Raw genomic sequence first — 26,034 nt, forward strand, 5'->3', positions numbered from 1 at the left:
TCGTCAAGCGAGCTGGAATTCCGGGCAATGGAGCAGTCGCTGTAGAGACTTGCGTAAGCCGGCAGGGTCACCGTCGCGACCGGCGACCAGGATCAGGTCCCTGGCATCAGCGGCGAGGTCGCCCTGAAGCAGCAAGTTGACGAACACCCCGGCCGCCTCGCCGGGTTTCACCGCGTGGCCGTTGGCCCAGGCGATCGGGTCGAAAGCGGGCACGCCGTAATCGGGATTGCCCCAAACGACGTCCGTCGCCCAGTTGAGACGCTCGAGTAGCGTGCTGCTATTGATCCAGGTCGTTCCCCCTTCCCACCCCATCACATTCGGGGGCGCGAAGAGCTCCTGACCCTGCCGGCCGCAGGCCGAGGCCGCCGCCAGCAGGTTGACCTTCGCACGCGGGACCTCCAGCATCCGCAGCAGGCCGATCGTGTATTCCACGGGCGACTTGACCCGACACCGGTACGCCGCCGCCGAATAGAAATGTCTCGATCGAAGGATGACTTCCATCACGCGACGGATCGAGTACCCGCTCGACCGCAACGTGTCGGCCAGCGGCTCGATCAGGTCCGGGGCCGGATCGGCCCCCTCGGCCACGAACGCGCGATAGAGCTTTCCCGCCAGGTGCCGGGCCGCCTCGGGCCGCTCCAGGGTGATCAGCACCACGTCGTCGGCCTTCCAGTTCCCGGTCCGACCCAGGAAGGTTTTGGGGCCGCCGTCGTGTGCCTCCTCCTCGAACACGAACCTCGGATTCGCGTCGTCGGACGTCCTGCGCCCTCCCTCGGGGGTCCAGCCGGTGAAGGCGCGCGCGGCCTCGCGGATGTCGGCCTCGGAATAGGCGCCTCGTCCCAGTGTGAACAGCTCGAGGAACTCGCGGGCGTAGTTCTCGTTCGGCCGTTCACGCTTGCTGGTCCCGCCGTCGAGCCAGACGAGCATGGCCGGATCGGCAGTCACCGCCCCGAGCAGCCCGGCGAAGTCGCCGAGCGCCCGCTCGCGCAGGCCCTCCACCTGAGCGGCCATGGCGCGGACGCTGTCAACCTTCGTCAGGCTGGTGGCAAAGTGGCCGTGCCAAAAGAGCGTCAACCGCTCCCGCAACGGGTCTGAGCCGAAGAGCATGCGGTAGAGCCAGTACGCCCGCAGCCGCTTCGGATCGGCCGAGCCGACGGCTCCCGTGTGCAGGCCATCCCGGATCGCTCGCTCCTCCACCGAGGGGTCGGGCGGGTTTACGAATCGCCCGATACTCTCGGCCGGGCCCGCCTCCACGTCACGCCGCAGCTCGGTCCAGTTCGCGCCGAAGCCGGCCGCCCGGTGCAGCCGGGCGACCTTGCGCAGGTCCCACGGGTCCTCGGGGCTGGGTTCGAACGGAGCCCACGCTTCATCGCCGATCCTCGTCATGGCTCACCCCGCTTGGTCGACGTTGCGGATCACCAGGTCGCCGAGGTCCCGCGCCTCGCCCGGCTTCACCGTGAACTCGATCTCCGTCTTCACCGGCTGATTGTGGACGATGACCCGGTAGGTCGCCCCAGGGATCAAGGTGGGGAACGTCATTCGACCCTCCGCGTCGGTTTTCAGCCTACGGTAGCGCTCCCGGTCGAGGTTGGCGACCATGATCGCGTCGGCCATCAGAGGACTCTGCTTGGTGTCGTTGACAGAACCAGGAACGAGGTCCGCGAACGAGGCCCCTGGGGTCAGCACCACCTCGAGGTGAGCCGGAACGAGCCCGGGTCGTAGCGGCTTGCCCTGGTCGCGGACCAACCGGACGGTGGCCGACCCGCAGGGCTGCAACCTGACCTCCAAGTCCTGTCCGGCCTGCTTACCTGAGATGTCGACGACCGCGCCCCGCTGATCCTTCGCATCCAGGAAGAACACCGGCGCGGACGCGTCAGGAACGCAGCCGGCCAGCTCAAAGCGGCCCCTACGCGTCGGCATCACGCGCTGGCCGATATTGATAGTCATCTGCGATGGCGGCAGATACCACCGGCTAAACAGGACGGCGTCGCGCACCGGCTGGCCATTTGCACCGACAAGATGACCGCGCACGGTCACGCCTCGTCGCAACGTCAGGTCGAGGTCAACCGGGCCGCCATTCGGCTTCAGATCGAGCTTCCTCAGTGCATCGGGATAGTACCGCCGATTCGGCCAGAGGAGATGTCCGTGCAGCTCGACGGCCGGAATTTCCACGTGGAGGAAGTCGGCCGTCGGCCCCTTCACCAGCAGGTAGCCCGGCCCCGGCATCACACCCAAACGGTAAGTGCCGTCGGCCGCCGTGATCGCCTTCTGTTCGTCGCCGTGGAACCAAGAGCCGGAGTCCTTGATGAAGTAAGGATTGTTCCTCTCGTGGGCCAGGTGCGTAACGATCGCGCCGGCGACCGGTCGGCCAGTGTCGGCCTCGGTCACGCGGCCCCGCACCAGGACGCCCCGTGGCAGCGTGAAATCCGCGCGGGAAATGGCCGAATCTCCTGGGACGACCAGGTCCCCTCTTCGCAAGAACGCGTCGGCACCTTCGCGGGGCGGGTAGACCTCCATTCGAATGGCGGCACCGGGCGCGGCCTCGATCCGGTAGCGCCCGTCGTCGGCGATCGTTGCTTCCGCCTCGCCCATGGTCTGCCCTATGCCATGCTTCTCGGACATGCTCCGAGCACGGATATGGGCACCGACCGCCGGCGGCCCCCCCTTGCCGAGCGTCACGAGGCCCTCGACGATGTGGGCGCGAGCGAGCGCGAGCGTGGCGGCGGCTACGTCGGCCTTGGTCTGGAGTTGCAACCGCTGGTTCCCGAACCCGGCCGCGCGGACCTGAATGGCGAGCGAATGGCCGGGGCCAATGCCTCGAAGGGTGAACCGACCGTCCGCGTCTGTGATCGATCTGACGACCGGCGCGGGCAACGCCTCGATGGTCAGCGTATCAGAGCTCAGACCCTCGCCGCCCGAGGAAGGATACGCGGAGTGCAGGCGCACCTCCGCGCCGGCAAGCGGCGAACCCTCCAGGTCGACGAGCCTCACCTCCACGGGCTGCTCGGCCTCGAGCCGGCTCGGCTCCCCGACCGGGCCGGCCAGGTCGGCAAGCGTTCGAACCGCGAAGCCGGTGCCACGGGCCGTCGCGACCAGGAGCAATCTGTCCTCGGTCTTCACCTGGTCGTCGGGCACCTCGATGAGGTAACGGCCCTGGGCGTCGCTCCGGCCACGTCCGAGCACCTCGGCCATGGTGGGGCCATCCATTGGGCTTCGCGACGACGGCCGGGATACGAGTACGACCACGGCCGCTCCTTCGAGCGGCTTGCCATCGGGTCCGACCACCAGGCCGGAAACCACCGAGCCCGGCAACTCCCGAGCCACCAGCCGCACCGCGGCGAGCGTCGCTGACACCCCAGCACTGTCAGTAGGCACACGGCCATCAGCCAGCGCGCAGGCGCCCGCCGGTTGCGCCGCCCGTCGAGGATTGCCAGCAGTCGCCGCTCCAGACCCGAGGGCCTCGCCATCGCCAGCGCCGCCGGGGCCAGGGCCGACGCTTGCCGAAGCGATCGCGCAACCCCCAGGAGTTGAGCGGCGTACTCCGATGGCCGCTCACCTGCTTCCAGCACCAGATCATCACATGCATGTTCGCGCTCGAACCGGAGTCGAGCGGCCGCCCACCAGGCGAGCGGATTGAACCAGTACACCGCACAGGCCGCCAGTCCCAACCATTGCGTCAGGCAGTCGCGGCGGAGGATATGCCCCAACTCGTGCATCAGGACCGCGCGTCGGCGTTCGGGCGGCCATTCGTCGGCCTCCGCGGGCAAGAGCACCACCGGCCGGAGCACGCCCCAGGTCAAAGGCATGGCCGCCGGACCGCCTCGCAGCAGCGTCACGCGCCTGGCCACTCCCAGCCGCCCGGCCGCCTCACGGGCCTCCTCCAACCAGACCTGGTTGGTGATGCGTTCCGACCTGCGTCCCAATCTCCAGATCGCCACCCAACTGATGGCATACCAGGCGAGTAAGGCCGCCGTCCCAACTCCCCAGACTGTCAGCAGCCAGCCCGGTCCGTCCTGCGACGAAGCGGTTGGCACCGCGTCCGCCCGCAACTCCTTATCCTGTTGTTGAATCGCCAGGGACTCGCGTTCCCTCGGCCTCGGCTCCGTCATCGGGTAAGAGCCAATCCCTGCAACGGCCCGCGAGTCGTCCTGGCGGACCAAGGACGTCGTGGCTGATTTGGGCTCCGACGGCTGCGCCGAGCTCGACAGGATCGGCAGTCCCCAGCGCGGCAGGGCAAAGGCCAGCGGCGGCACGGCCAGGGCGCCGGCCAGACCGAGGCACCAAACCAGGTGCCGCGTCGCCGCGGCTCTCCTTCTGATCCCGAAGGTTACGATCCCAGCGCCGGCGAGAACGCCGGCCGCTTTCGCCGCGCACATCAGACCCATCGTCGTCCAGGTGGCTCCTTCGGAGCTCAGGAGTCTCATCAGAACTTCCATCGCCTCGACCCTCCGCAGCCTGGTTTCGCCCCCCTGCCCCAGCCGCCCCCTGCGGCTCAGAGACCCGCTGTTTTCAGTCGCACATCACCCAGAGCGGTCGTCTGCCTTCAACTCAACCGTGAAATCATACAACTAATCCATATCCATAATTATCAAACATAAACAATTACAGGCACGACAAGACGGATCGGGAGGAGGTCGTAAAGCGACTCCATGGTCACCGTTCCTCCTTTCGGGCCTGCTCGATCAGAAGCGAGAGCCGGTCGAGGTCCTCGTCGCTGAGATTGGAGCTGGGCTCACCCAGCAATGCCGCGACGGCCTGGGCCGTCGAGCCGTCGAAAAACGTCTGCACGAGTTGGCTGAGGGCCGACCGCCGCGCCTTGTCGCGGGGCACCGTCGGGAGAAAGACGTATCGCGGCCCGTCCTGCTCATGCCGCAGGTGCCCCTTCTCCTCCAGGATCCGCAGCAAGGCCCGAACGGAGGAATAGCTGGGCGGGTCGGCCAGCGCCTCCTGCACCTCGGCAGCCGTCGCCCGGCCCTGCCGATAGATAACGTCCATGATCTGCCGCTCCCGGCGACTGAGCGGGTCATTCGGAGGCCTGGCCATCGGATCTGATCTCCCCACAACCCGGCGGGTTCACCGTCCAGGCCGCTCACCCGGCTCCGGATCGGACTCTGCTAAAAAACCAGCAGCCTGCTAAAAGATTAGCAGGCTGCAATCCCAGGTCAAGAACGACATGCTAAATTTCTAGCGGGCCCGGCGCGCGCCGCTGCGTCGCGGACTGTCCTGGTGGACGAGTCGCGTCGCATGTTGACTTTGAGTCGAGGCGATCTTTGACGGCGGCGGCGATCGGCCGCCTTGTACATCACTGCGTGATCCTGAAATGGGACGTGCCGATCTACCGCATGGAGAAAGCCAAGTAGGCCCGCCAAACAACCGCCGCGAGTTGATACAACCCGGCTTATGCGTTCCATAACAAAACTTGACATGAACCGAAAAAACAATTGACGCCAATCAGTGGGAACAGGTGCGGCTATCGCTTCATCTTTCGCCTACCTCCTGACGGATTCTCTCGAACAGCTCGTCAGGATCATTGAAGACGCGACTGGCCGCATCATCCTGATTCTTGACAGGAAAGATCCTCAATTGGTACTTCGGCTTCGATTGACAACGAACCGCGACAACCCATTCCGGCGTGGCGCGAGGAGCGGGCCGATGTCGAGGGGTCAACGACTGGCTATCGACCCGAATCAGTGCCCACCGTTGGGAGCCATCTCGATCGATGTCCTCCATCACCACAGTTAATTCTTGGCCAGTACTAATCTTGTGATGTTCGTAAGCCTTGAGCTTTTGAAAGAGTTCACCTGCGAGGTGTTCATTCTCCGCCTTCTCCGCCAGAATGGCTTGGGCCCTCGCGGCTTGCTCGTGACTCTGTTGTTCGGCCCTGGCTTGTTCCTTTCTCAGTTTCTCCACTCGATCAGCATCAGAATGATCCACAAATTTTCGCACTTCGCTATTATCAAAATCGCTCACATGTTTCCTCTACGCTTTGTTTTGGTTTCAGGTTTCAGGTTTCAGGTTTCAGGTTTCAGTGGGATGTTAGCCATACCTCGCTCAATCCCGATCAGGTCCTGGAGCATCAGCTTCGCGATCCGCGACAGTGCTCAAGGACCGAGGATTCTTGCGGTTTCCGCAACGGGTTGGTTTGCAGTAGCACGGCCGGCCCAGCCATAATTCCCTCGGGGTCGGCGTGAGTCTGAGGAATGGCCCTGGGCTGAGGGGGATACGGCCGGGCCGGCCGTGCTACTGATTCGACCGGCCCGGAAATCCAGCGAGATTCTAGCCCAATCGCGGACCATTGTTTTAAAAACAAAGCATTCCTTATCTATGGATACAGGAAGTTCGGGAGTTGCTGCAAAAAACGCGACCGTTGTCCCACCCCGACGGAACTGTATTGCTGAGCAAGCGGTTGTAGGTAATCCCTCCGCCCGGTCCACCCGTGTCTCGTGCTCATTTCCATGGCGCGGTCAACAGCTCACAATGACCATGACTTCATCGATGACCGAATTCGAAGCTCCGCATGGCTTAACCCCGTCGGCTTCCGCCTGTTGAGATTGAAGTCGTCGGTTACGGCCCGTTGCAGAGCCCCGGACATGAGCAGTGCTGTGTGCGACTGCTTTTGCGAGCACGACTTCAACTTTACCCGGCGAGACTGGCCCGCCGTTGAACGTCGTCTTTCCCGTTCGTCATCTGGGGTGGCCGAATTTCATGGGAAGTCCAACGCAACAAAGACAAAACCAAGAAACCACATGTTTCGTTTGCCACCGCAAAACAAAGACCTCCAAGATTCCATTAAACACGATCAAGATAACAGACATGCTGGCCACCCGAACGTCTTGCCAGTTCCTCACTCGGTTGACACTTTGGCAAGGGAACCAGGTTGTTGGTTCCAGGGGCCGGGCGAAAAACCCGACAACGTGGCTACAGGCTGACTGAATCAATCAACATTTGAGTCCTGCGCGACGAACACACGCCTCCCGTGTAGCTGCCGCCGGATCGTGGCCAGCCACTCATCACCGGGAAGGCCGTAGGGGCGGAACTTCTCGAGTCGGCCTTCTTCTTCACTGAAGAAGAGGGCACGATGGGCACCCAGCTTTCCGGCCGCGGGAGAGTCGATCAAGGTGCTGGAATCGTTGGCACTCATCTGGAAGAGGACGCGGACCTCAAACTCACGCAAGGCCTGGCGGTCGAAAGTCCGGTTCAGGTTATTGAGGCTGTCGCACCAGACGATCGTGTGGACCCCAACCGGGGGGCCTTCACGGAGGATGTTGACGAAGAGTTTCGAAGGAGGGGTCGCCTTTTCCTCACCGTAGCGCGAGTAACCGAAATCATCCTCGGCCTTCCGCAGGTCGCGAAACCGCTGAAGATCGTTGACGATCACGTAGATGGCAGATGCCTCCCCAGGCTCCTTCTGGCGACGCTCGACCTCGGCGGCGATCTCGCCGATCACAGTAGCCACGTCGCGCCAGGCGACGTCTTTGACGGCGTGTGGTAAGACACTGTCGAGCCGACCGAGGAGCCCCGCGTTTCTGGAGTCGGCCGGGGTGCCGTCGAAGAGGTAGAACTGAACCCCTTGGGTCCCGTCGGCAGGGGCATGTTGCGCTGCGAGGCTGATCACGGCCGTTGAAATCATCCCCAAGGCCGCGGCATCGTTCTGCCCGACGATCAGAAGGTTGCTGCCGCTCTGAGGTCGGAAGACTGCGGCCGTCGGGTCTTTGATCGCGATCGCATCGCCGAGCCAGGCATGGTCGGCCTTGGGCGGCTCGGGCCAGGCCGGCGCGTGCATGAGTCGGCCGAGCAGGTGATTCTGAGCCGCGACCGCGGGGAGGTTCCCCTCGAAGACGATCTGCGAGACTGGGGGCCGATTCTGATCGGCGGCCAGTTTTTGGATCGTCCTGAGATATTCCTCGCGACGCTCGTCGGGGAGCCAGACGACCTGAAAGAAGTTATTCCCTTCGACCATCCCGTTGGCATCGTTGTAGATCGCCTCGCCGGGCCTGGTCAGCAGGCGAGCGGCCGAGTTGTCGTCGCTCAAGATCAGGTGGGCGTCCGACTCGCTGCACTGGAGTGCGATCCGGACCGCCATCTGGCCCAGCGTGCTCCGCGCCAGGGAGAACGCCCCCCCCAAAGTCTGCGATCCCAGATGCACATGAATCCCGAACGCTCGCCCCTGACGCACGAGGCGATCGAGCAAGAGCGCTGTGTCCTGGGCGATCTTGTCATCCTCAACGAAGAATTCCTGGAACTCGTCGACGATGAACAGGATCCGAGGAAGCGGAGGTTGATCGGCCACCTGGCGATACCCGTTCAGGTCTTGAACCCCAAGGTCGCGGAATCGATCGCCCCGGTTCTTGAGTTCGCCGTCGAGCCGTTGCAGGACGCTCAGCCCGAACTCGCGCTCGCTCTCCACGGCGATGACGCGAGCATGAGGCAACTGGAGCGTGGCATAGACCTTGAACTCCACGCCTTTCTTGAAGTCGATCAAGTAGAGTTCGAGCTCGTCCGGACTGTAGCGCAGGGCTGCATTGGTGATCAAGGCATGGAGCAAGGTGGATTTGCCCGACCCTGTTTTACCCGCAATCAGCACGTGCTGAGACGTACCCCGTCCGAGCCGGAGATGTTGCAGTTTCGTGGCTCCCGCCCGGCCGAGCGGAACGTCGATTCCCTTGGCGCTGTTGCTGGTCCAATATTCCTCGGGGGAAGGGGCGATGAACTCGAACGGAACCTCGACGCGATTGGCATCGCGAGCTCGGTCGCCGACCACGTGCAAGAGCTTCGTGAACGTCTCGGGATCGGGAGGCGCATCGAGCGCCAGCGGGAACTTCGAGAACTCCGGGTCCTTCCACTGGAATCGCCCCTCGCGCCAGTTCAAGTTCATACAAAGCGATTCGAGATCCTTGATCTGGCAGCCCGAGGGGAGCGGCTGCTTGATGTCGACGGAGATCAAGGTGTAGACGCCACAACGCGCACCGCTGCTGACGATGCTCATGAGCCGTCGCGCAGCCGACTCATTGAAATTCGCGGGAAAATTCGCCACGACCAGTACCCGGTAAGGCTCGGCGACCTCGCCGGCGTGAACGTTGTACTCCTCGATCGTTTTGAATTCGTTGCGCAAGTATTTCTGGATTACGTTTTCCATGTGCGCCTGGAGGTCGGCCAGACGTTGCTCGATGTGGGGCGTCTCGGTCCAGATCCGGCTATTGACAAGCAGTTCCTGATAGTCACCCAGGTGCATGAAGGCCGCGTAGTTCTCACCGAGTCCGACGGGGTCGATGATGGTGAAACGCACCTTCCCGGGGGGAAGCGACGTCAGATAGCGAAGCATCATCGCCTGCAGCACGCGCGCGGCCTCGGCCTTGCCGGCATCATGGACCTTCAAAAGGATCGATCCCTCGGCGGGGAACGAGAGTAAGGCAGGCAAGGTGAACCGCGTGGGGCCGTCCGGCTTCAATCGAGCGTCCGTGGAGATTCCCTGGGGAATCCGGGCAAGGTCGACCTCGAACTCTCCGAACCGAAGCGCGGGGGGAACGGCCGTGGGAGGTTCCCAGCGAGCCGGATCAACCTGGTGCCAGTCGAGAAAGTGCTGATGACAGACCTCATTGACCTCTGCGACAGTTGCCTGGACCTCGGCCAACCCTGCTTTCCAATTATCAACGAGCTGCTGCCAGGCCTTGGAATAAGCCGCTTGCGTCGACTCCCGCTCATGTTGATGGTTCGTTTGAAGTTGAGCGGTCTCGTGTTCCAGCCGCTCCTTGAGGTCGGCAAGCCGACGTGGATAGCGCTCGTCAGCCTGCTGAAGGGTCTCGGCGTATCGGACTTCGATCGCTTTGAGGAGCGGGGGAAACTTCTCCTCAGCCTGACTTGTCTCCTGCTCGCGACGCTGTTCACTCTCAAGAGTCAGCCTGGCAAATTTCTCGTCGGCCGCTTGGGTATCGAGCTCGCGCCTTTCTTCCACCTCCGCCTTGTTCCGTTCAAAGGCCGCGTTGACCCAGCTCTGGCTCTGGAGGGCGAACGCGTCCGCCTCTTCGAGGGTCCGGCGAAAGGGAGGGTAGAATTGGCCAACCTGCCTCCTGGCTACGGTGGCGAGCCAGAACCAGAGTCCAGTCGCAATCGCGATCACTCCGCCGGCATCAACGACCAGACCGGTCGTCCAGCCGAGCGTCACCCCTAGCGGGTAAGCCGCCGCAATGCCGAGGACCAGAAACGGCCAGACGAACTGCTGGAGCTTGAGAAACTTCGGTAGTGACAGCTTCACCAGCGGCACGAGTTGCTCTTCAGCCCGCTTCAATCGTTCTTGCAACTCGAGCAGAGGATTGTCCGAAGGAGGCACGGTCACCTCGCCGCTCGACTCGCCCGATCGAGGGAAAAATGACCGGCAAGCGTCGAGAGGCCGTTCCGACTCCTCCTTGATCGTCTGCAACAGGCCGAGCTCCGCGTTCAGCTCTGCCAGGCGTTCCTTGTGGAGCTTGACTGCCGAATCTTTGGCGGCCTCGAACACGGCAAGGACCTGCCAACGCGTCTCTTCATGCTCACGTTTCGCCGCCTTCGACGCCGCGCGGTACCAGGTTGCGGTCTTGTTTCGGGCCGTGGCGAACTCCGCCTCGACCTCCTTCCGCTCCGCCTCGAACCGCGTTCGGAGCTCGTCACGCACCGCACGGTAACGAATCTCGGTCGCTTCGATCTCGGAAGCGGCCGCCTTGGTAACTTTCTCCAAAGCCTTTTGGAAGCCGTGCTCCTCAGTTTCCACCTGGCCTCGATGCCCTTCCTCCGTCTCCGTCTCCGCACGCGCACGCTCAGCAGCGATCCGCTCCAGAGTCCGCAGAGCCGCGAGTTCTCGTTCGACCAAGGGCGAATGAGGCATGATGGACAAACCTGTGGTTCGAGCGCCCGGAACTGGGCCGGTCAGAGATGGGTTGCGTGAGTCACGAACTTCCGGACGAGTCACGAGCAATCCTGGCGGATCTTGTGAAGAACCTCGGCAATCTTATCCATCGCACGAATCGCCGCCGACGTTTGATGGTCCAGCGGGAGGAGATGGTTTTTCTCGAAATCTCGCGAGACCTGGTCGCTCCACTGTTGCTTCACATCGTCCCAGCGCTCGCGGAGAGCCTTCTGCGTGAAGGTTAGCCTGGCGGAACCTGCGCTCATAATTCCATTCCCTTACGTCGGCCGTCCCGCCCATTCCGTGGCGATCGGACCGGGACTCATTCAGGAGGTCGGACGAGTGATCTCTTCTCCAGTCGATTCCTCGTTCGGCAGCGCGATCACTTCCGCAGATCCTGTACCTTTCGCGGGCAGTTCCGGCCCAGCTTGCTCGCTTTCAGACGCGACGGCGGAAGGAACTTCCCCAGCCAGGGCCGAACCCGGCACGGCTTCGGGCTGACTGGTGGAGGGAGCCGACGTGTCTCCTGAAAGGCTCGGCGGAAGCAAAGGCGCCGACGGGGCTTCGAGGGCCATGTACTCTTCAAGGGCCACGATCATGCGTTCGAGCAAGGCCAGCGAACCCACCAACCCCCCGGAGAGTTTATCGCTCAACGGCTGCGACTGGCTATGATACTCGGAGAGGGCGTGTTCGAGGACGGGTCCCCATCTCTTGATCCGTTGGACCTTGTCCTCAGCCTCTTCGAGCCTCTGCTTGGCGACCCGGAGCGCTTCCTTTTGATCGCTGTCAGAGACGGCATCGCTGTTCGACTGCGAGAGCCGGCGGCGATTCAGCTCGGTCCTTGCCTCGGCAATTTTCTCTTTGGCTCGCTTCACTTGCGAGGTCCAGTAAGTGTACTGGTCGCGTTCGAGCCAGTTGCGAACCTGCCGGATCTCCATCTCCATCGCACCGAGCGCGACGCGGGCGTCCTCCGCATACGTGAGCAGCGCGAGCTTGAATTGCTTGATTGCGTCCGTGGAGCGGACGTTGGCCTGGCTCATGATCGCCCCTCGTCGTCGTTAGCGCTGCTGCAAGTACTCTTCCACGCGGTCGGCCTTGCGCATCAGGAACGGTACGTGCTGGTTTGTCGAATCGACGAATCGGGCGACCACTTGAAGCGTCTGTTCGAATTCCTCGACGAACTTGTCATGCTCACGATCTCGCCACGACTGTCCGAGGCCGGCGAGTTGACCATGAAGCACAGTCATCTGGGCAAGCAGGTCGTTGTTGAACTGCCGCAACTGCGTCGCGAAGCGCCGGAGCTCGTCCGGATTGACGATCGCCTGACCCATGAAATTCCCTTTCGTAGCAGGACGAAGCCGGGAGGGCGGCTCTTGGGACAGCCCCGCGCCGCGACTGTGAAAGAATTGGTTATTCAAATTATCGTAGCCCGGTCAACCCATGCTGTAAACCTCTCACATCCTTGACCGCATCCAACCCTCCCGAGCAGCCCTCAGCCGAGCCAGACGGGCCAGCGTTCGCCTTGCTTAATGAGTTACGAACGAAAGCGGTTTCGCCTTACAGCCGAATGCCCGGAACGAGCGAGGTTCCTCCTGGAAAAGAGTTGATCGTTACCCCGTCCGGACTTCAGTGTAGAATCAAGTGGAGTCATCGCTTCCACCCATTCTCGACCGAGACACTCGCAAGGGGAACTGATCATGGCGGAGACGTCCGCTTCACAGGCCACGAGTCGTCCCTTGCAAGATCTCGACGATTGGGAGTCCGTGCATCAGGAGGGCGAAGGGAGCGACCGGAGACAGAAATCGACGTTTCGCAATTACCGCGAGAACGTCCGCGCCGGAGTTTGCGAGTTTTATCGTCTCAATCATCGTCACCAGACGCTGGCCTTCGTCCTTGAGAAAAAAAAGGAATTCCTGGCCAAATCCCGCCGATCGATGGGGATCTGGGAAGCAATGGAGTTCCTCAACACGCTCGTCGATGATAGCGATCCCGACACGGATTTCACGCAGATCGAACACCTGATGCAAACGTCCGAGGCGATCCGGGCCGCGGGCCATCCGCGCTGGTTTGTGCTGACGGGTCTGATCCACGACCTCGGCAAAGTGCTCTGCCTGTACGGTGAGCCTCAGTGGGCGGTCGTCGGCGATACTTTCCCGGTCGGCTGCCGTTATTCCGACCAGATCGTCTTTCCCGAGTTCTTCTCGGAAAATCCGGACTCGTCCGTGCTCGAGTACCAGACTCCCCAGGGGATCTATGAGGAGGGATGCGGGCTAGACCAGATCCACCTGTCCTGGGGCCATGACGAATACCTCTACCAGGTCGTCAAGGATTACCTCCCGGAGGAGGGACTGGCGATGATCCGATATCACTCGTTTTATGCCTGGCACCGTGACAATCAGTACACCCATCTGATGAACGAGCACGACCGAAAAAAGCTCGAGTGGGTTCGTGCCTTCAACCCGTACGACCTCTATTCCAAAGCGCACGATCGGCCCGATGTCGCCGCCTTGACTCCTTATTACCAAGAACTGATCGCGGAATACTTCCCGCCGCGGCTCTCCTGGTAAGCGGACTGCGATCCCAGCCCTTGGAATCAAGGCCGAGGCGGGATGACACGGATTGCCCTGTACCCACGATCAAGCCCGAGTCGAACCACTTCGATTCGGGCCGCCCCTCGTCGCGACAGGCTAAAATCGAGTCGTGAATGAGAAACGTTGAGCCAAGGCGCATGGCCTTGAAATTCGTTCCCAAGGGCCTGGAGACTCATCGAGTGAGGCGACCTTCATGACGCAAGGACCGAGCCATCCTGACGAGACGCCCGATGACGAGTCGCAAGAAAAGACCAAAGCCGGTCCGTTCAACACCTGGGCGGATGACCCTGGGCCCGAGCCGACGTCGCCCCCTCGCGCTCCATTCATGCCGCTGGAAGCGACGTTACCGGCGTTCGGTTCTGTCTCCGGAAGCGAGTCACAGCCGTTCCAGTCCTCGGGCGCGGAGGCTTCGGACGAATCGATCGGGGTTCAAGGGACGCTTCAGCCCGGCCAGGTTCTGTTCGGCCGTTACCTCGCGGAAAAGCTTCTCGGCGAAGGGGGAATGGGCACCGTCTGGCTGGTCAAGCATCTGGAGCTCGATACACTCCGAGCCCTGAAGTTGATCGTCTCGGGAATCGCCTTCGATCCCCAAGCCCAGGCGCGTTTCAAACGGGAAGCCCGCGTCATGGCGCGGCTCTCGCACCCCCACGCCGTCGTGGTCCACGACGCCCGCATGGCGCGTGACGCTGCTTTCATCGAGATGGAGTACATCCGCGGTCAGAGCCTGAACAAGGCGATGACCCCTGGGATGCCCATGCCACTCGATTGGATCGCGCGGATCCTCGAACAGCTTTGCGACGTCCTCGAGGAAGCCCATCATCAAAAGATCGTGCATCGCGACCTGAAGCCGGCCAACCTCATGCTCCTGGAGGGGCGACCGGTCGGCCGCGAGCAACTGAAGGTGCTCGACTTCGGGATCGCCAAGATCCTCGAGGCCGACTCGGATACCGCGGATGTCCACACCCACACCGGCAGCTTCCTCGGATCAGCCCCGTACACCAGCCCCGAACAGGCCAGCGGCGGCGTGATTGATGGCCGGAGCGATATCTACTCGGTCGGGATCATCCTCTATGAAATGATGACTGGTCACCGGCCCTTCACCGGCCCCATCACCCGTTTAATTTACGATCATCTCTATACGCTTCCGCCGTCGTTCCTGGAACGCAACCCCGACTGCCACGTTCCGGCCGAAGTCGAGGCCGTTGTTGCCCGCTGCCTCGCCAAAAACCCGGACGAACGCCCTCAGACCGCACTCGAACTTTTCGAGCAGTTCCGCGCCGCGCTCCCGGCGGGATACCTTGATGACGGCCCCCACTCCCCTCTCCAAACGGAGCGCAACCCGACCCACGCACAACCGACGAAACGAACAGCGGCCACTCCGAAGCGGGGGCCGATCGATCCATCAGGGGACGTTCGCACCCAGGCGCTGACCGAAGACGCCGATCGCGTTCCCTACCAATATCCGAACCTTCCCTCGCCGCCGACTCAGGGCTACGGGATCCCCAAGTCGTCGAAGCCCTCATCGGGACTGGACTCGACTGACTGGGGGCATCCCGGAACGGTCACCGAGACTCCCGCCTCGGGTCGAGCGCCGCGAAGCCGCCTCATCACCATGATCCTGATCGTCACGACCATGGCCCTCTTGGGCTTCGGGGTCTTCGCCTTCCTCTCCAATCGAGTCGTCCCCGTCCCGCCGCCTCCCGGCCTCCCCAAAGGTTACGTGGCCGCCGCGGGTGCGGCGATCGTCAACGGCCATCCGAACCTTCTCGTTCGCCAGAGCGACAACACGAAATTCATCCTCATTGAGGGTGGCAAGTTCAAAATGGGCAATGACGGCTTTGACGGCTCGGCAGGCAAAGATGACGACGACCAGCCGGCCCATCCCGTCGTCCTCTCAAACTTCTTCATGCAAGAGACCGAGGTCACAAACGGCGAGTTGGAAGCGTATTTCACCGCGAACCATGTCGATGTGGCCAATCGACCGAAACGTTGGAAGACGGCCTGCAAGCGGATCGAAAAAAATGGCCCCGACTACAAGCTCTATCCCGCGACCGGGATCACGCACGATCTCGCCGAGAAATATGCCAAGTGGGTCCGCGGCCGCCTGCCCACGGAAGCCGAGTGGGAATACGCCGCCCGCTCTCGCGGCAAGTCCAACCCCTACGTCTGGGGAAGCGAGCCCAAGCCCAGCCTGAGCATGGCGAATGTGGATAGCATCGGCCAACTTGGCCTCATTCCCACGACTCTGGTGGGTTTTATCATAAGGATCGAACCGAACAAGGCCTCCTTGATATGACCGGCAACGTCCGTGAATGGTGCCAGGATCTTTGGGCTCCCTACGTCTCATCGACCGAACCGCTCAAGAATCCGCTCGTCATGGTTGTCCCAAAACAAGAGTTGCCAGAGTATGTGATTCGCGGCGGTTCTTTCGCGGTCTGGAGCGACCGGATTCGCACGACTCGGCCGAGAAAGCCCGAAAAGGACGACCAGACGACGATCGAACTCACTGAAGACCAGACCGCCGAAGACCTGGGATTCCGTGTCGTCATCGAGTGGCCGAAGCCTTGAAGCCGCCGGCCGCGATTCATTCCTCCCCCAGTCGAAGCGACCCAACATGAAATCTACGCCTCGTTCTCCCGCCCGCGCCCTGGTGATCTCCATCGCGGCTCTCAGTGTGGCCGGGATCGCGATCGTCGCGGGTCGCCACGCCATCAAAAAACCTACCCCGGTCCCGATTGAGACGGCCGAGAAGGCCCCAGCGCGGAGTCTGCTCCCCCAGAAACCCAAGCCGCAGCCCGAGCAAAAAGGCGAACTCAGGGCTCCGCAGGCCTGGGTCGTCGCCATCGGGATCGACCAGTATCAGGACAACACGATCCCGTCGTGCCATGGAGCTGCGCGAGCCGCCCGTGCCGTGGCCAAATGGTTTGGTGATACCGCGAACTGGAGTTCCGATCACGTTCTTGTGATGGATGAACGAGGCACGGCCGAGCCCACGAAGGGGATTTCTTCGGAAGGTGTGCTGCCGACTCTCGCCAACCTCGACTGGGCGTTCAAGACTTGGCTCCCGCAGCGGGTCCGGCCCGAGGACACGGTGGTGGTCTACTTCGCAGGCCACGCACTCGGACTCCCCCCCAGCGCCGATGCACCGCCGGGAAGCCCCGGACGGGAATACTTGCTTCCGATCGACGCCCGGCGACTCCAGTGGGACAAGTCGGGCTGGGCCCTGGACGAGGCCATCGACGGCCTGGCGGCCTCGGGTCAAAACCCGGTGGTCTGCTGGCTCGATACGTCCTTGCACGGCCGGGGCGAGCGGATCGAGCCGAAGTCCGAATTCATTCCCTCGGCCACTCCTCTGCTTCAAAAACTCGTTCGATGGCCGGGGGTGACGGCCTGGCTGGCCGCCGATGGCAAACCGGCGATCGAATCGGCGCGGGTCGGAGCCTTGAGCCCCTTCACGGCCGCGCTCATCGATTCGCTCGGCACCCCGGAACGTCCGAATAACCTTCTCGCCGCCCTCGATCGACTTCAGCAGGACCAGACTCTGGCCCAACAGGGTTTCCGAACACTGGGAGGCATTGATCCAGGGCTCGACCTCTGGGCCTCGACCATTCGTCAGGCCAGCCTCCTCAAACGTGAACTGCTGCTCCAACGCGGGCACGCCGGTGCGGTTTCCGCCCTCGCCTTCAGCGCCGACGGCAGTCGAATGATCTCGGGTGCCCAGGATTCGACCGTCAAGATCTGGGCGGTCTCGGATCGGAAACTGCTGCGCTCGCTTTCGTATCACATGGTCGGTGTCACCAGCCTGGGCTTGAATGCCCGCGGCGATCGCCTGGCCAGCGGCGACGGCTCGGGATGGCTGCGGGTTTATGACCTCATCAAACAAAACGAAGTTGCCCCGGCGCCGCCGCACGAGCGGGGCGTGGATCAAGTCGCCTTCCTACTCGAAAGCGATCTCATCGCCTCGCTCGACATGGACGGCAAGAGCTGGCTCCGGAAAGCCGACAATCCGGTCGTAGAGAACCGTCTCCTCTCCAATCACGCCACCGGAATCGCAACCGCCAGCGGCGTGGGGCCAGTGGCGCTGGCACTCGCCGAAGACGACGGCAAGCTCACACTCCTCGGACCGGCGGGAAAGCCACTATCCATCATCGATGGCCCCGGTGGTGTCGTCACAGGGCGGCGGCTCGCGACCAACGGCGGCCTGGTCGTGGCAGGTGACGACCAGGGTCACTTCTTGGTCTGGGATGCCAAGGGATCCAAGGAAGTCTTGAAGCAAAAAAGCGCGGCCGCTATTGATGCCCTGGCGATTTCGCCCTCCTCCGAGATCGCGGTCGCCTCGGGCAAGGAGCTGCGAGTTCTGGCGATCGGTACGACGCCCCCCGCCGAGCTAGTCCTGGCCCTCCCTGACAACGCAAACCTGGTCGCTTTCTCAAAGGACGGGCAATGGCTGGCTGCCTGCACGGCCAGTGGCGCCTTGCAGCTCTGGCAACTCACAGGACCCAAGACAGCCGAGCCGCTCCCGCTCGAAAACGTCGGGACAAAGGGACAGACCACGACCTTCGCCTTTTCTCCGGACGGACGGAAGCTGGTCTCGGGCGACAAAGATGGCGGACTTCGCACCTGGGACCTCCCCGACGGCCACCAGCGCCCGCCCGTCCCATCCCGCCGCGGCCAGGTCGCGAGCTTGAGCGTCTCCGGGGAGGGTCGCTACCTCCTGCAAGTCAGCCAGGACAGACAAGCACAGGTCTGGGATCTCGAGAACGGGCGGAGCCTCAGCGCGCTCGAAGGAGACTGGATCGCGGGCGTACTCTCTCCCGATGGCAGCCGCGTCTACCTGACCGCGGAGAAGGATGGGGAGATCGTCGCCATCAATCGTGAAGAGAACCGGACGCTGCCGACGATCTACGAGCGCCCCGAGGCGATCCGTCAGCGTTTCGGGAAGCTCGCCCTTTCTCCCGACGGTCACTGGATCGCGGCCGGGAGCCTGGAAGGAGCGGTCGCCTGCCTCTGGGAAGCGTCGAGCGGAAAACTGGTTCAGACCGTCCGCGGCCACCTCGATCCCCACCCGATCACCTCAGTCGGCTTCTCCGGAGACTCGAGACATTGGCTCACCGCAAGCGAGGACGGATCGGTCAAAGTCTGGGACCGGGAGAACATTGACCCAGCGCAGGTCCCGGTAGCGACCTATTCCATGATCGACCCCAAATCGGGCGATCCGGTGCCGATTACCGCGGCCCACCTCTCGCCCATCGCGCCTCGCAAAGTGGTGGGGGGCGGAATCGACGGCCAGCTCTTGCTCTGGGACGGCGATGCCCGGCCCATTGACCTGGGAAGTCTTGGCCATGCTATCCTCGCTGTCACCTTCACACCCGACGGACGCTGGATCGCCGCGGCCGGGGCCGACAAGTCCGTCTGGATCTGGGAAACGAGCCAGCCCCGGCGGCGGCTGCGACTGGAACCGGTGCCTCAGCACTCCGAGCAAGTGAACGCGCTCGTGGCCTGGCCCAACAGCCGGCTCATCGCCAGCGGAAGCGACGACACCACGATTCGCCTGTGGCGGCCCGACGAACGATCGTTGCTCGGAACCCTCTCGGCCCAGCAAGGCTCAAGCGACTGGGTGGCCTACACCCCCGACGGCCTGTTCGATTGCTCAATTGGTGGTGAAAGCCAGGTCACCTGGTTCGATGACAAGGTCATCCTCACCCTCGAACAAGTCTACGACCGCTTCCACGTGTTCAAGCTGACCGATCAACTCCGACAAGGGACCCATCCCAAGGCTCCCGCCCCGCCGCGCCGGGAGCCCCCGCGACTGACGATCGATGCCCCCCCGGAACCGGTGGCCGCCCAACGCCTGACCCAATTGAAGATCTCGGTGGCCGAGGCCAACCTCACGAACTTGCGACTCTACCAGAACGGCGTTCCCGTTCTCTCCGGAGCCGACCTCAGCCCCGACGCCAAACGGCAAGTTGTCACCGCTCCCATCAAGCTCCGCCACGGCCTGAACCGATTCCACGTCATGGCCGGCCGGCCCGAATCGACCGAGGTCGAGGGGCGCTCGGAAACGATTGAGATTCGCTTCGATGGTCCTGACACCCCCGGGCAAATCCACATCCTGGCCGTGGGCGTCAGCCACTACGATGACAAAGCACACGCCCTTCAGTTTGCCGATCGCGATGCCGTGGAACTGTCGAACTACCTCGAGAAGAGCGGCAACCGCGCCTCAGGCACGCCAGGACTTCAGATTGTTCTGACGAACGCCGATGTGACCGAAGCGAAAGTGAATGAAGCGTTCACGAAGATTCGTGAACGTGTGAAAACTCGCCCTGAAGACACGGTCGCCATCTTCCTCGCTGGCCATGCCGACACGCTCAATGGCCAATTCCACCTACTCCTCCCCTCTTTCCCATTTTCCGAATCTGACCCCAAGACGGGGCGACCGAAGCGGGGAATGGCCGCACTTGATCTCGCCTCCCAGAGCGTCCTACCGTATGTTGCCGTCTATCGAAACCTGTCACGCCTTGGTGCCTTACAGCGCGTCGTGATGATTGATGCTTGCCAGGCCGAGGCGATCCGGGACGACCCGGGAGTCCGCATGATTCAGGAACTGGTCGATACCGACGCCCACCGCGCCAAGACGGCTTACTTGCTCGCCGCACGACGCGGGGAGCCGGCCGGTGAAGTGGCGGCACTGGCCCACGGGTTGATGACTTACGCCCTTCTCAAGGGCATGGGCGATCCCAACCTCGAAACGGTGCCCGGCCTGACCCTGTTCAACGAACTCCCGTCCGCGGACCAGAACCGCGATGGCTTGATCACAACCGATGAGCTTCGGTGGTATGCCAGCGTAACCGTGCCCAAGCTCGCCGCGAGCTTTCCACAACTCGTCATGCGAGCCGGCGCGAACGCCCAGTCTACCCCGTTTCGCCCAACCGCCAATCTAGCGCAGGACGCGCAGCTCCAGGGATCAGTTGTCTCTTTCCCATTGGTCGAGCTGCCGCCCCCTGCAAAGCCAGAAATTGAGGAATCTTCCTCAAAAAGTGAGAAATAGATTTGATTGCAACCTTCCGCGCAGCCGATACGAAAACTATTGTCGCTGCGCCCCCCAATCGGGCCGAGGCCGTTTTACGGCCTCGGCTAGCATGAAGGATTGCAAAAATGTACGTCCTGTGTGCCGGCATGTACCGCGCCTGCTCGACGTGGCAATACGAGGTGATCACGCACCTCCTCGATAAGCACCGGGGGGGTGAGCGCCTCGGCTACTTGACCGGCGAGGAGTTTGCCGCCAAGTATCGATCCGACGAGCAGGACGCTGGCTGGAGCGTCCTGAAGTCGCACGAAGGGGATCGAAGCTTTTCCCGGGCCATTGCCGAACGGCAAGCCATTGCGGTTTACGCCTATCGCGACGTCCGCGACGTCGTCTTCTCGCTGATGCACAAGCGGGGCGTGAGCTTCGAGCTCCTGGTTCGCCAGGGGATGATCCACCAGATCTTCGCCAACGACCGATTTTGGTCCCGGCAGCCCGGCGTCATCGTTCAAGGTTATGAGAACCTGGTGGAAGACCCGGTGACCGGTGTCCTCGAGCTGGGCGCCCACCTCGGCTTGCCGATCAGCCGCGAAGAAGCGGTTGAAGTGGCGGGTGAGTACTCGTTCCAGACCAACCGCCGCCGGACGCTCGAACTGGTCGAACAACTGCAAGCTCAAGGGGTCGACCTGAGCGACCCGTCGAACTTGCAGTATTACGACCAGAAGACCCTGCTGCACTGGAACCACCTCCGCGAGGGGCGCCCCGGCAACTGGCGGACCCACGCAACCCCCGGCCAGCGCGCCATCCTCTCCCGGCTCTGCGACAAGTGGCTGGTCGCCCACGGCTACGAGGCGGACACGCTCGCCCCCGACGCCCCGCGCCAGACTCCTTCTGAAGTTCTCCAACGCGAGCTCGAGCTGGCGCGTGCCTGGCTTGCGTGTGCCCTGCGGTGTGCCTCACTTCGCCATCCCACGAGTGCCAGGGCCGTCAAGCGGATCCTCGGCATGTCGACCCGAACCACCGCCGCCGTCCCGGCCAACGTCCGGATCGACTCAGCCCGGGAGGCTGCCAACGAAGCGTCCGGAATCAAGCACGGTCAGCCCACCAAACCCAGTCGCATAGGCCGTTCCGAAACGGTCGTGAACGAAGCTTCCTGAGCGGTTGGTATGTTTGACTCGGGTTGACTGGGTAGCCTCGGTTGCTTGCAACCGAGGCGGCATAGCGCCACGAGCTCCTTTGATACAAGGCCTCAGCCATTGCCGGATGGTGCTCGAGCGACCGGAATCGCCTTGTTGGAGCCGATCCCTCTCCGCTATCGGCACGTGACCGAGCTCGGTCAAGGCGAGTTCATAGAGTCGACCTGCGTCGTCGACATCGGTGTCCCGCTCCTCGAGCAGGGTGACTGCAAGAGGCAGCTCCTTCACCTTCTCACCCTCGGCATTCTCGAACGGGATCAGGACGAGCGCAATCACGTCCATCCGACAGAAGATCTCTCGGACGCCGATCATCTGAGGCTCGCCGACGTCGTTGACATAGGTGATCCTGATCGAGGGCACCGAGGGGTGTTTGGTCATTTGCACCGGATCCGAGCCATGCGAGCGACAACCCAGTGGTCCTGAGGCGTGCATCGAGAAGTAATCTTTTCGGACCGCCCAATCAGAGTTTGGACATTGAGTCAGGCCAAGCATTCGATGTCCCGAAATCCTGAAAACAGGCCTAATTCTGTACCTCGCCTCAAGCAGCACAGGTCGTTATCGGCGTTCGGCGATCGCTGAGGAAGTTTACTTGTCGATGCAACGCTCAGTAACCACACCGTGCCCCTCACGGTCAAACCTCTTCATAGACTCCACATAACTTCATCAGGTCAAGGAACCAGGGATGGCTCCAAGCCATCGAAAGCCCGTAACTGACCGAGAATATCGAAATCAGCAACGCCGCTAGAGCGACCTTCCGCAACCCGGGATCTTGCCGGAATGGTTCCAGGCCCCACGGCAAGACAAGTAACCAAAAAGGTATCAACCAGAGAAGCCAGCGCATCCCCTGTGTTGCCCCTCCGTAATTGCTGGTCTTGAACGTGTAAAAGAGCACTACAACCAAACTCAATAGCGCTGTCAGCCTCGCCAGAGTGGCCAGTGGCCCGGTCCGCGACCAGAGGCGGACCACGCCGACAGCCGAAAAGAGGAAGATAGGCGTCAAAGAAAGCACGCCGTGATGGCCCACAAGCATATTATACAAATAGATAATTCTTGGTTCATCTAAAGCCTCCAGGCCTCTCGGAGTATTCCAAAAGCTGCCAGGGTAGTGGTAGACTTCCGTGCCCGCCTCGGCGTACACCGGGACCAGACCGCCTACTGCGAGATATAAGGTCGCCAGGAAGAAAGCACACGGTAGGATGGACCAGGGCACGAACCAGCGTAGCGTCATCGAGGGTGATTTCTGGAACATCAACAAGAAGAGGATCACGGCGAACAGAACGGCCGGCAATTCGTTGCAGGCACAGAACGCCCCAAAAAAACCAACCGTTGCGAACAGGACGCGGCTTCGACCCCCATCTTGGATCCGAAGATACGCGTCCAAGGCGAAGAAGGCGCTGTACGCTGCGACTGTATGGTTATTCAACACAGAATTGAACACCAACAAGGGCGTCCCCCATGCCCCTGCTACAAGTCCGACCAACCAAACCCAGTCGTCTTTGGCGTATTTGCTCAAAAATCGAACATACAATATAAGAAAAACACAAAACGGAAATACATTCAATAAAATCACTGCCGGTTTTAAATAGAAAATATGGGCAAATTTACGTACTTCGCCACTTCCGAGGCCATCCAGTGGGACACCCGAGATCGCCCGCCATGGATAGAGCAAGCCAGCGATGAGTGTCGGTAACATCGGGGGTTTGCTCGAGTAAAAATGCTTGATCGGCGTTCCACCGCCCTCGGAGCGCTGAAACGGTGCGTTACGGTAGACTTTATCGACCGTCCGGGATTGCCAAGGGCAGTCATCGATTACGTACGTACCCTTCTCCAATAAGGCCCAAACCGTGCACCAGCGGGATATATCGTTGACGCCGCAAAGCGTCGGCGTGTTCAGGGCGAGCCCTAGCGACTGGGCTGTTGCGGCCCCGACGAGGACTACCGCGACGTACCGACGAAGTTGCGAGTGTTCGGATGGGCTTCCAAGAGACTCCACGAGGCTCATTCCTTTCGTAAATCACGCCGACAGGGCCTAACGCCGGCGATCGCGTCCCGCGCACCTCGGGCTCCAGCTCGCCGGAACAACCGTCGAGTGATCAGCGATCTTGTCCAAAACCGCTCATCAAATCCCATATATTGAGTTTATTTCGCATCTCTAACTCTTCCAAGTAAAATCACAAAGGGAAACGAGGTTTCGAGCCGCACGATTTCGAGGTGTGCGGAAACAAAACGGCCAAATGACCGCTTTGACCAGCATTGGATATGCTCCGGATGATTGCCGAAGCGTCTGAGATCTCGACCCCGTGCGAAGTTGCACAGCCGGAAAAACGGCTCATGCGGGACAGTCAATAGCACCCATCGGGTGGACAACTCGCAGAGTCTCGCAAGATAGCGGTCGGGAGAGCGGAGGTGCTCAAGCACCTCCGATGCGATCACAAGGTCGAAGGACGGATCTGGGTTGGGCAATTCAAAAAGGTCGATGCAGAGGAATCTGGCCGCGGGGTATCGCATCGTCGCAGCCGCGATCGCATCCGGGCGCAGATCGATACCGAGAACCTCGGGCAAAGGCCCGAACCGAGCCAGGGTGCCCCAGAAGTGGGCTTCGCCGCAACCGAAGTCGAGGATCCGACGAGGCGCCAATCCCGTCACCAACTGGTATAGGGTCCCGTATAGCCGAGAAAGCACGAACTTCTGCAAGGGATTCTTGCTGTCATAGCGGTTATTTAACCTGCTCGCCGTATCACTACGGATCGTCGTGTCCGCGGCGGCAAACGAAGCGAACTTGTTGGGCAGACTAGGTAGGTCGCCAAAACGTTTTGTCCACTATACTGAATTCAACCAGTAATCCTCTGATAATACTCCCGCTTTCCGGAGTGTCTCCTCCACTGACAACCCCTCCAGATAATGGAGGAAGCGATGCACTTGTTCTTCGATCGATCCGTACTGCCGATCGGCACACACTTGCTCCTTCCCGTGGCGCCAGAGGTGATCCAGCGCGTTCAGTTCGGGGCATCGGACCGGGAGCCACACCAGTTTGATCCCCAGGATCTGCGCGAGGTGCCGCGACATCTGGGCGGTATGACTCCCGTCCCCCGTCCAGCAAGAGCGACACCTGCCATCCCCTGTACCGCTCATGGATCAGTCCGAGGAACGCTTGGAAGTCTTCCTGCCGTTGCTTGTGCCGCTCCAAGAACAGTCGTGTTCCGCTCCCGGGGTTGAGGACGCCAAAGATCACGCGCTTCGCGTTCGCCCCACACAGGGGGACTTCGGCGTCTTCCCCGCGCCGAGCCCAACAGGCCCGCAACGGTGGAAACAACAGGAGGTCGGTCTCGTCCTCGAACAGGACGACATCTCGCGGTCCCAACTCCTTGACGTACGTACGGATCCGCCGCATCTTCGCCGCCCGTCGCGGATCCGGGTCCAGCACATAACGCGGCCGTTTCCAAACGTAACCCAAGGCGTGCAACTGCCGCCGCAGGGTGGCATCGGACAATCCGGTCAACCCCTAGGCTGTGTGGACAATATCTGCGAGTTCTTCGTAGGAAGGGTAAACAGTTTCGCGTTTTCGCACCCTACGAGCACTCAACCATGCGTCGCCATGAAATCACCGATGAACACTGGGAACGCATCAAAGGCTTCTTGCCCGGCCAGGCGGCCGACCCCGGCGTGACCGCTGCTGACAACCGTCTCTTCGTCAACGCCGTCCTCTGGATCGCCAAGACCGGGGCGCCTTGGCGTGACCTTCCCGAACGCTTCGGGAACTGGAATTCGGTCTGGAGGCGGTTCGATCGCTGGTCCGCCAAGGGCGTCTGGCTACGGATCTTCGAGGAGTTGAAGGACCCCGACTTGGAGTGGCTGATCCTCGACAGCACCGTGATCCGAGCCCACCAGCACGCCGCTGGGGCGGTAAAAAAGGGGGCTCCGATCAGGCGTTGGGGCGATCTCGGGGCGGGTTCGGGACCAAGCTGCACATCGCCGTCGACGGGTTGGGAAACCCCGTCGAGTTCATCCTGACTGGGGGCCAGGAAGCGGATATCAACCAAGGCGATGCACTGATCGAAGGTCAGGAATTCGACACGGTGATTGCCGATAAAGGATATGACGGAGATAAATTTGTTGCGGCGATCGAGGCCCGTGGTGCGGCCGCGGTGATCCCACCGAAGAAGAACCGGATTTTCAAACGAGAGTATGACAAGCATCTTTATAAGGAACGCAACCTGGCGGAGCGGCTTATCAGTCGAATCAAGCAGTACCGTCGTGTTGCGACCCGGTACGATAAGACGGCCCGCAACTTCCTGGGGTTCGTTCATGTGGCTGCAGTCATGGTACTGCTGCTTTAGCCCAAGC

Annotated in this window: 17 protein-coding genes; 6 read left to right on the plus strand and 11 right to left on the minus strand. The window is 61.8% G+C overall.

The genetic code is table 11. The annotated features are described in order from the left end of the window. Positions 1-3: 3 nt before the first annotated feature. The 9 genes from V5E97_RS19285 to V5E97_RS19325 form a co-directional block, all read right to left on the minus strand. Positions 4-1,386, minus strand: a complete 1,383-nt coding sequence (locus V5E97_RS19285) for a DUF1800 domain-containing protein (protein WP_406700909.1) — start codon at positions 1,384-1,386, stop codon at positions 4-6. Between the two features lie 3 nt (positions 1,387-1,389). Next, the gene (locus V5E97_RS19290) at positions 1,390-3,192 is read right to left on the minus strand and encodes a carboxypeptidase-like regulatory domain-containing protein (RefSeq protein WP_406700910.1); all 1,803 of its coding nucleotides are present in this window, start codon (positions 3,190-3,192) and stop codon (positions 1,390-1,392) included. Further along, positions 3,117-4,424 carry a M56 family metallopeptidase gene (locus V5E97_RS19295; RefSeq protein WP_406700911.1) on the minus strand — a complete coding sequence of 436 codons (1,308 nt, stop codon included), beginning with the start codon at positions 4,422-4,424 and terminating at the stop codon, positions 3,117-3,119. The genes V5E97_RS19290 and V5E97_RS19295 overlap by 76 nt, the downstream gene beginning before the upstream one ends. A gap of 229 nt (positions 4,425-4,653) precedes the next feature. After that, a complete protein-coding gene (locus V5E97_RS19300; RefSeq protein ID WP_406700912.1) occupies positions 4,654-5,043 on the minus strand; it encodes a BlaI/MecI/CopY family transcriptional regulator in 390 nt (129 codons plus the stop codon). A 435-nt stretch (positions 5,044-5,478) separates the two neighbouring features. Continuing rightward, positions 5,479-5,970, minus strand: a complete 492-nt coding sequence (locus tag V5E97_RS19305; RefSeq protein ID WP_406700913.1) for a hypothetical protein — start codon at positions 5,968-5,970, stop codon at positions 5,479-5,481. Positions 5,971-6,934: 964 nt separating this feature from the next. Beyond that, positions 6,935-10,858, minus strand: coding sequence for an FtsK/SpoIIIE domain-containing protein (locus V5E97_RS19310; protein ID WP_406700914.1), 3,924 nt, complete (start codon positions 10,856-10,858; stop codon positions 6,935-6,937). Between the two features lie 80 nt (positions 10,859-10,938). Continuing rightward, complete coding sequence (locus V5E97_RS19315) at positions 10,939-11,145, minus strand: hypothetical protein (protein ID WP_406700915.1); 207 nt, start codon at positions 11,143-11,145, stop codon at positions 10,939-10,941. Positions 11,146-11,205: 60 nt separating this feature from the next. Continuing rightward, positions 11,206-11,919, minus strand: coding sequence for a hypothetical protein (locus V5E97_RS19320; RefSeq protein WP_406700916.1), 714 nt, complete (start codon positions 11,917-11,919; stop codon positions 11,206-11,208). An 18-nt stretch (positions 11,920-11,937) separates the two neighbouring features. Beyond that, positions 11,938-12,210, minus strand: a complete 273-nt coding sequence (locus V5E97_RS19325; RefSeq protein ID WP_074306934.1) for a WXG100 family type VII secretion target — start codon at positions 12,208-12,210, stop codon at positions 11,938-11,940. A gap of 366 nt (positions 12,211-12,576) precedes the next feature. On the opposite strand from V5E97_RS19325, the gene V5E97_RS19330 reads away from it, so the two are divergent. The 5 genes from V5E97_RS19330 to V5E97_RS19350 all read left to right on the plus strand — a co-directional run bounded on the left by V5E97_RS19330 (position 12,577) and on the right by V5E97_RS19350 (position 21,651). Next, positions 12,577-13,446, plus strand: coding sequence for an inositol oxygenase family protein (locus tag V5E97_RS19330; RefSeq protein WP_406700917.1), 870 nt, complete (start codon positions 12,577-12,579; stop codon positions 13,444-13,446). Between the two features lie 217 nt (positions 13,447-13,663). Continuing rightward, positions 13,664-15,766, plus strand: coding sequence for a bifunctional serine/threonine-protein kinase/formylglycine-generating enzyme family protein (locus tag V5E97_RS19335; RefSeq protein ID WP_406700918.1), 2,103 nt, complete (start codon positions 13,664-13,666; stop codon positions 15,764-15,766). Further along, complete coding sequence (locus V5E97_RS19340) at positions 15,763-16,038, plus strand: SUMF1/EgtB/PvdO family nonheme iron enzyme (RefSeq protein WP_406700919.1); 276 nt, start codon at positions 15,763-15,765, stop codon at positions 16,036-16,038. Before V5E97_RS19335 ends, V5E97_RS19340 begins: the two co-directional genes overlap by 4 nt. Positions 16,039-16,084: 46 nt before the next feature. Next, positions 16,085-20,518, plus strand: coding sequence for a caspase family protein (locus V5E97_RS19345; protein ID WP_406700920.1), 4,434 nt, complete (start codon positions 16,085-16,087; stop codon positions 20,516-20,518). Between the two features lie 107 nt (positions 20,519-20,625). Further along, the gene (locus V5E97_RS19350) at positions 20,626-21,651 is read left to right on the plus strand and encodes a sulfotransferase domain-containing protein (protein ID WP_406700921.1); all 1,026 of its coding nucleotides are present in this window, start codon (positions 20,626-20,628) and stop codon (positions 21,649-21,651) included. A 670-nt stretch (positions 21,652-22,321) separates the two neighbouring features. On the opposite strand, the gene V5E97_RS19355 is transcribed toward V5E97_RS19350, so the two are convergent. Both V5E97_RS19355 and V5E97_RS19360 read right to left on the minus strand, forming a co-directional pair. Then, positions 22,322-23,383, minus strand: coding sequence for a hypothetical protein (locus V5E97_RS19355; RefSeq protein ID WP_406700922.1), 1,062 nt, complete (start codon positions 23,381-23,383; stop codon positions 22,322-22,324). 446 nt (positions 23,384-23,829) lie between these two features. After that, positions 23,830-24,372, minus strand: coding sequence for a class I SAM-dependent methyltransferase (locus tag V5E97_RS19360; protein WP_406700923.1), 543 nt, complete (start codon positions 24,370-24,372; stop codon positions 23,830-23,832). A gap of 903 nt (positions 24,373-25,275) precedes the next feature. Here V5E97_RS19360 and V5E97_RS19365 point away from each other — a divergent pair. Continuing rightward, positions 25,276-26,027 (plus strand): IS5 family transposase gene (locus V5E97_RS19365; RefSeq protein ID WP_406700924.1). Its coding sequence is split into 2 segments (ribosomal slippage): positions 25,276-25,594 and positions 25,594-26,027, totalling 753 coding nucleotides; the frame shifts between segments, so codons are not numbered across the junction. The last annotated feature ends 7 nt before the right edge of the window (positions 26,028-26,034 follow it).

This window comes from Singulisphaera photorubra (genome assembly GCF_045290345.1).
In the GTDB taxonomy this organism is placed as follows: Bacteria; Planctomycetota; Planctomycetia; order Isosphaerales; family Isosphaeraceae; genus Singulisphaera.

What these genes read in the sequence shown, in the direction of transcription:
- V5E97_RS19285 (WP_406700909.1), bottom strand. Translation starts at nt 1,386, where the DNA reads ATGACGAGGATCGGCGATGAAGCGTGGGCTCCGTTCGAACCCAGCCCC.
- V5E97_RS19290 (WP_406700910.1), bottom strand. Translation starts at nt 3,192, where the DNA reads ATGGCCGAGGTGCTCGGACGTGGCCGGAGCGACGCCCAGGGCCGTTAC.
- V5E97_RS19295 (WP_406700911.1), bottom strand. Translation starts at nt 4,424, where the DNA reads ATGAGACTCCTGAGCTCCGAAGGAGCCACCTGGACGACGATGGGTCTG.
- V5E97_RS19300 (WP_406700912.1), bottom strand. Translation starts at nt 5,043, where the DNA reads ATGGCCAGGCCTCCGAATGACCCGCTCAGTCGCCGGGAGCGGCAGATC.
- V5E97_RS19310 (WP_406700914.1), bottom strand. Translation starts at nt 10,858, where the DNA reads ATGCCTCATTCGCCCTTGGTCGAACGAGAACTCGCGGCTCTGCGGACT.
- V5E97_RS19315 (WP_406700915.1), bottom strand. Translation starts at nt 11,145, where the DNA reads ATGAGCGCAGGTTCCGCCAGGCTAACCTTCACGCAGAAGGCTCTCCGC.
- V5E97_RS19320 (WP_406700916.1), bottom strand. Translation starts at nt 11,919, where the DNA reads ATGAGCCAGGCCAACGTCCGCTCCACGGACGCAATCAAGCAATTCAAG.
- V5E97_RS19325 (WP_074306934.1), bottom strand. Translation starts at nt 12,210, where the DNA reads ATGGGTCAGGCGATCGTCAATCCGGACGAGCTCCGGCGCTTCGCGACG.
- V5E97_RS19330 (WP_406700917.1), top strand. Translation starts at nt 12,577, where the DNA reads ATGGCGGAGACGTCCGCTTCACAGGCCACGAGTCGTCCCTTGCAAGAT.
- V5E97_RS19335 (WP_406700918.1), top strand. Translation starts at nt 13,664, where the DNA reads ATGACGCAAGGACCGAGCCATCCTGACGAGACGCCCGATGACGAGTCG.
- V5E97_RS19340 (WP_406700919.1), top strand. Translation starts at nt 15,763, where the DNA reads ATGACCGGCAACGTCCGTGAATGGTGCCAGGATCTTTGGGCTCCCTAC.
- V5E97_RS19345 (WP_406700920.1), top strand. Translation starts at nt 16,085, where the DNA reads ATGAAATCTACGCCTCGTTCTCCCGCCCGCGCCCTGGTGATCTCCATC.
- V5E97_RS19350 (WP_406700921.1), top strand. Translation starts at nt 20,626, where the DNA reads ATGTACGTCCTGTGTGCCGGCATGTACCGCGCCTGCTCGACGTGGCAA.
- V5E97_RS19355 (WP_406700922.1), bottom strand. Translation starts at nt 23,383, where the DNA reads ATGTTACCGACACTCATCGCTGGCTTGCTCTATCCATGGCGGGCGATC.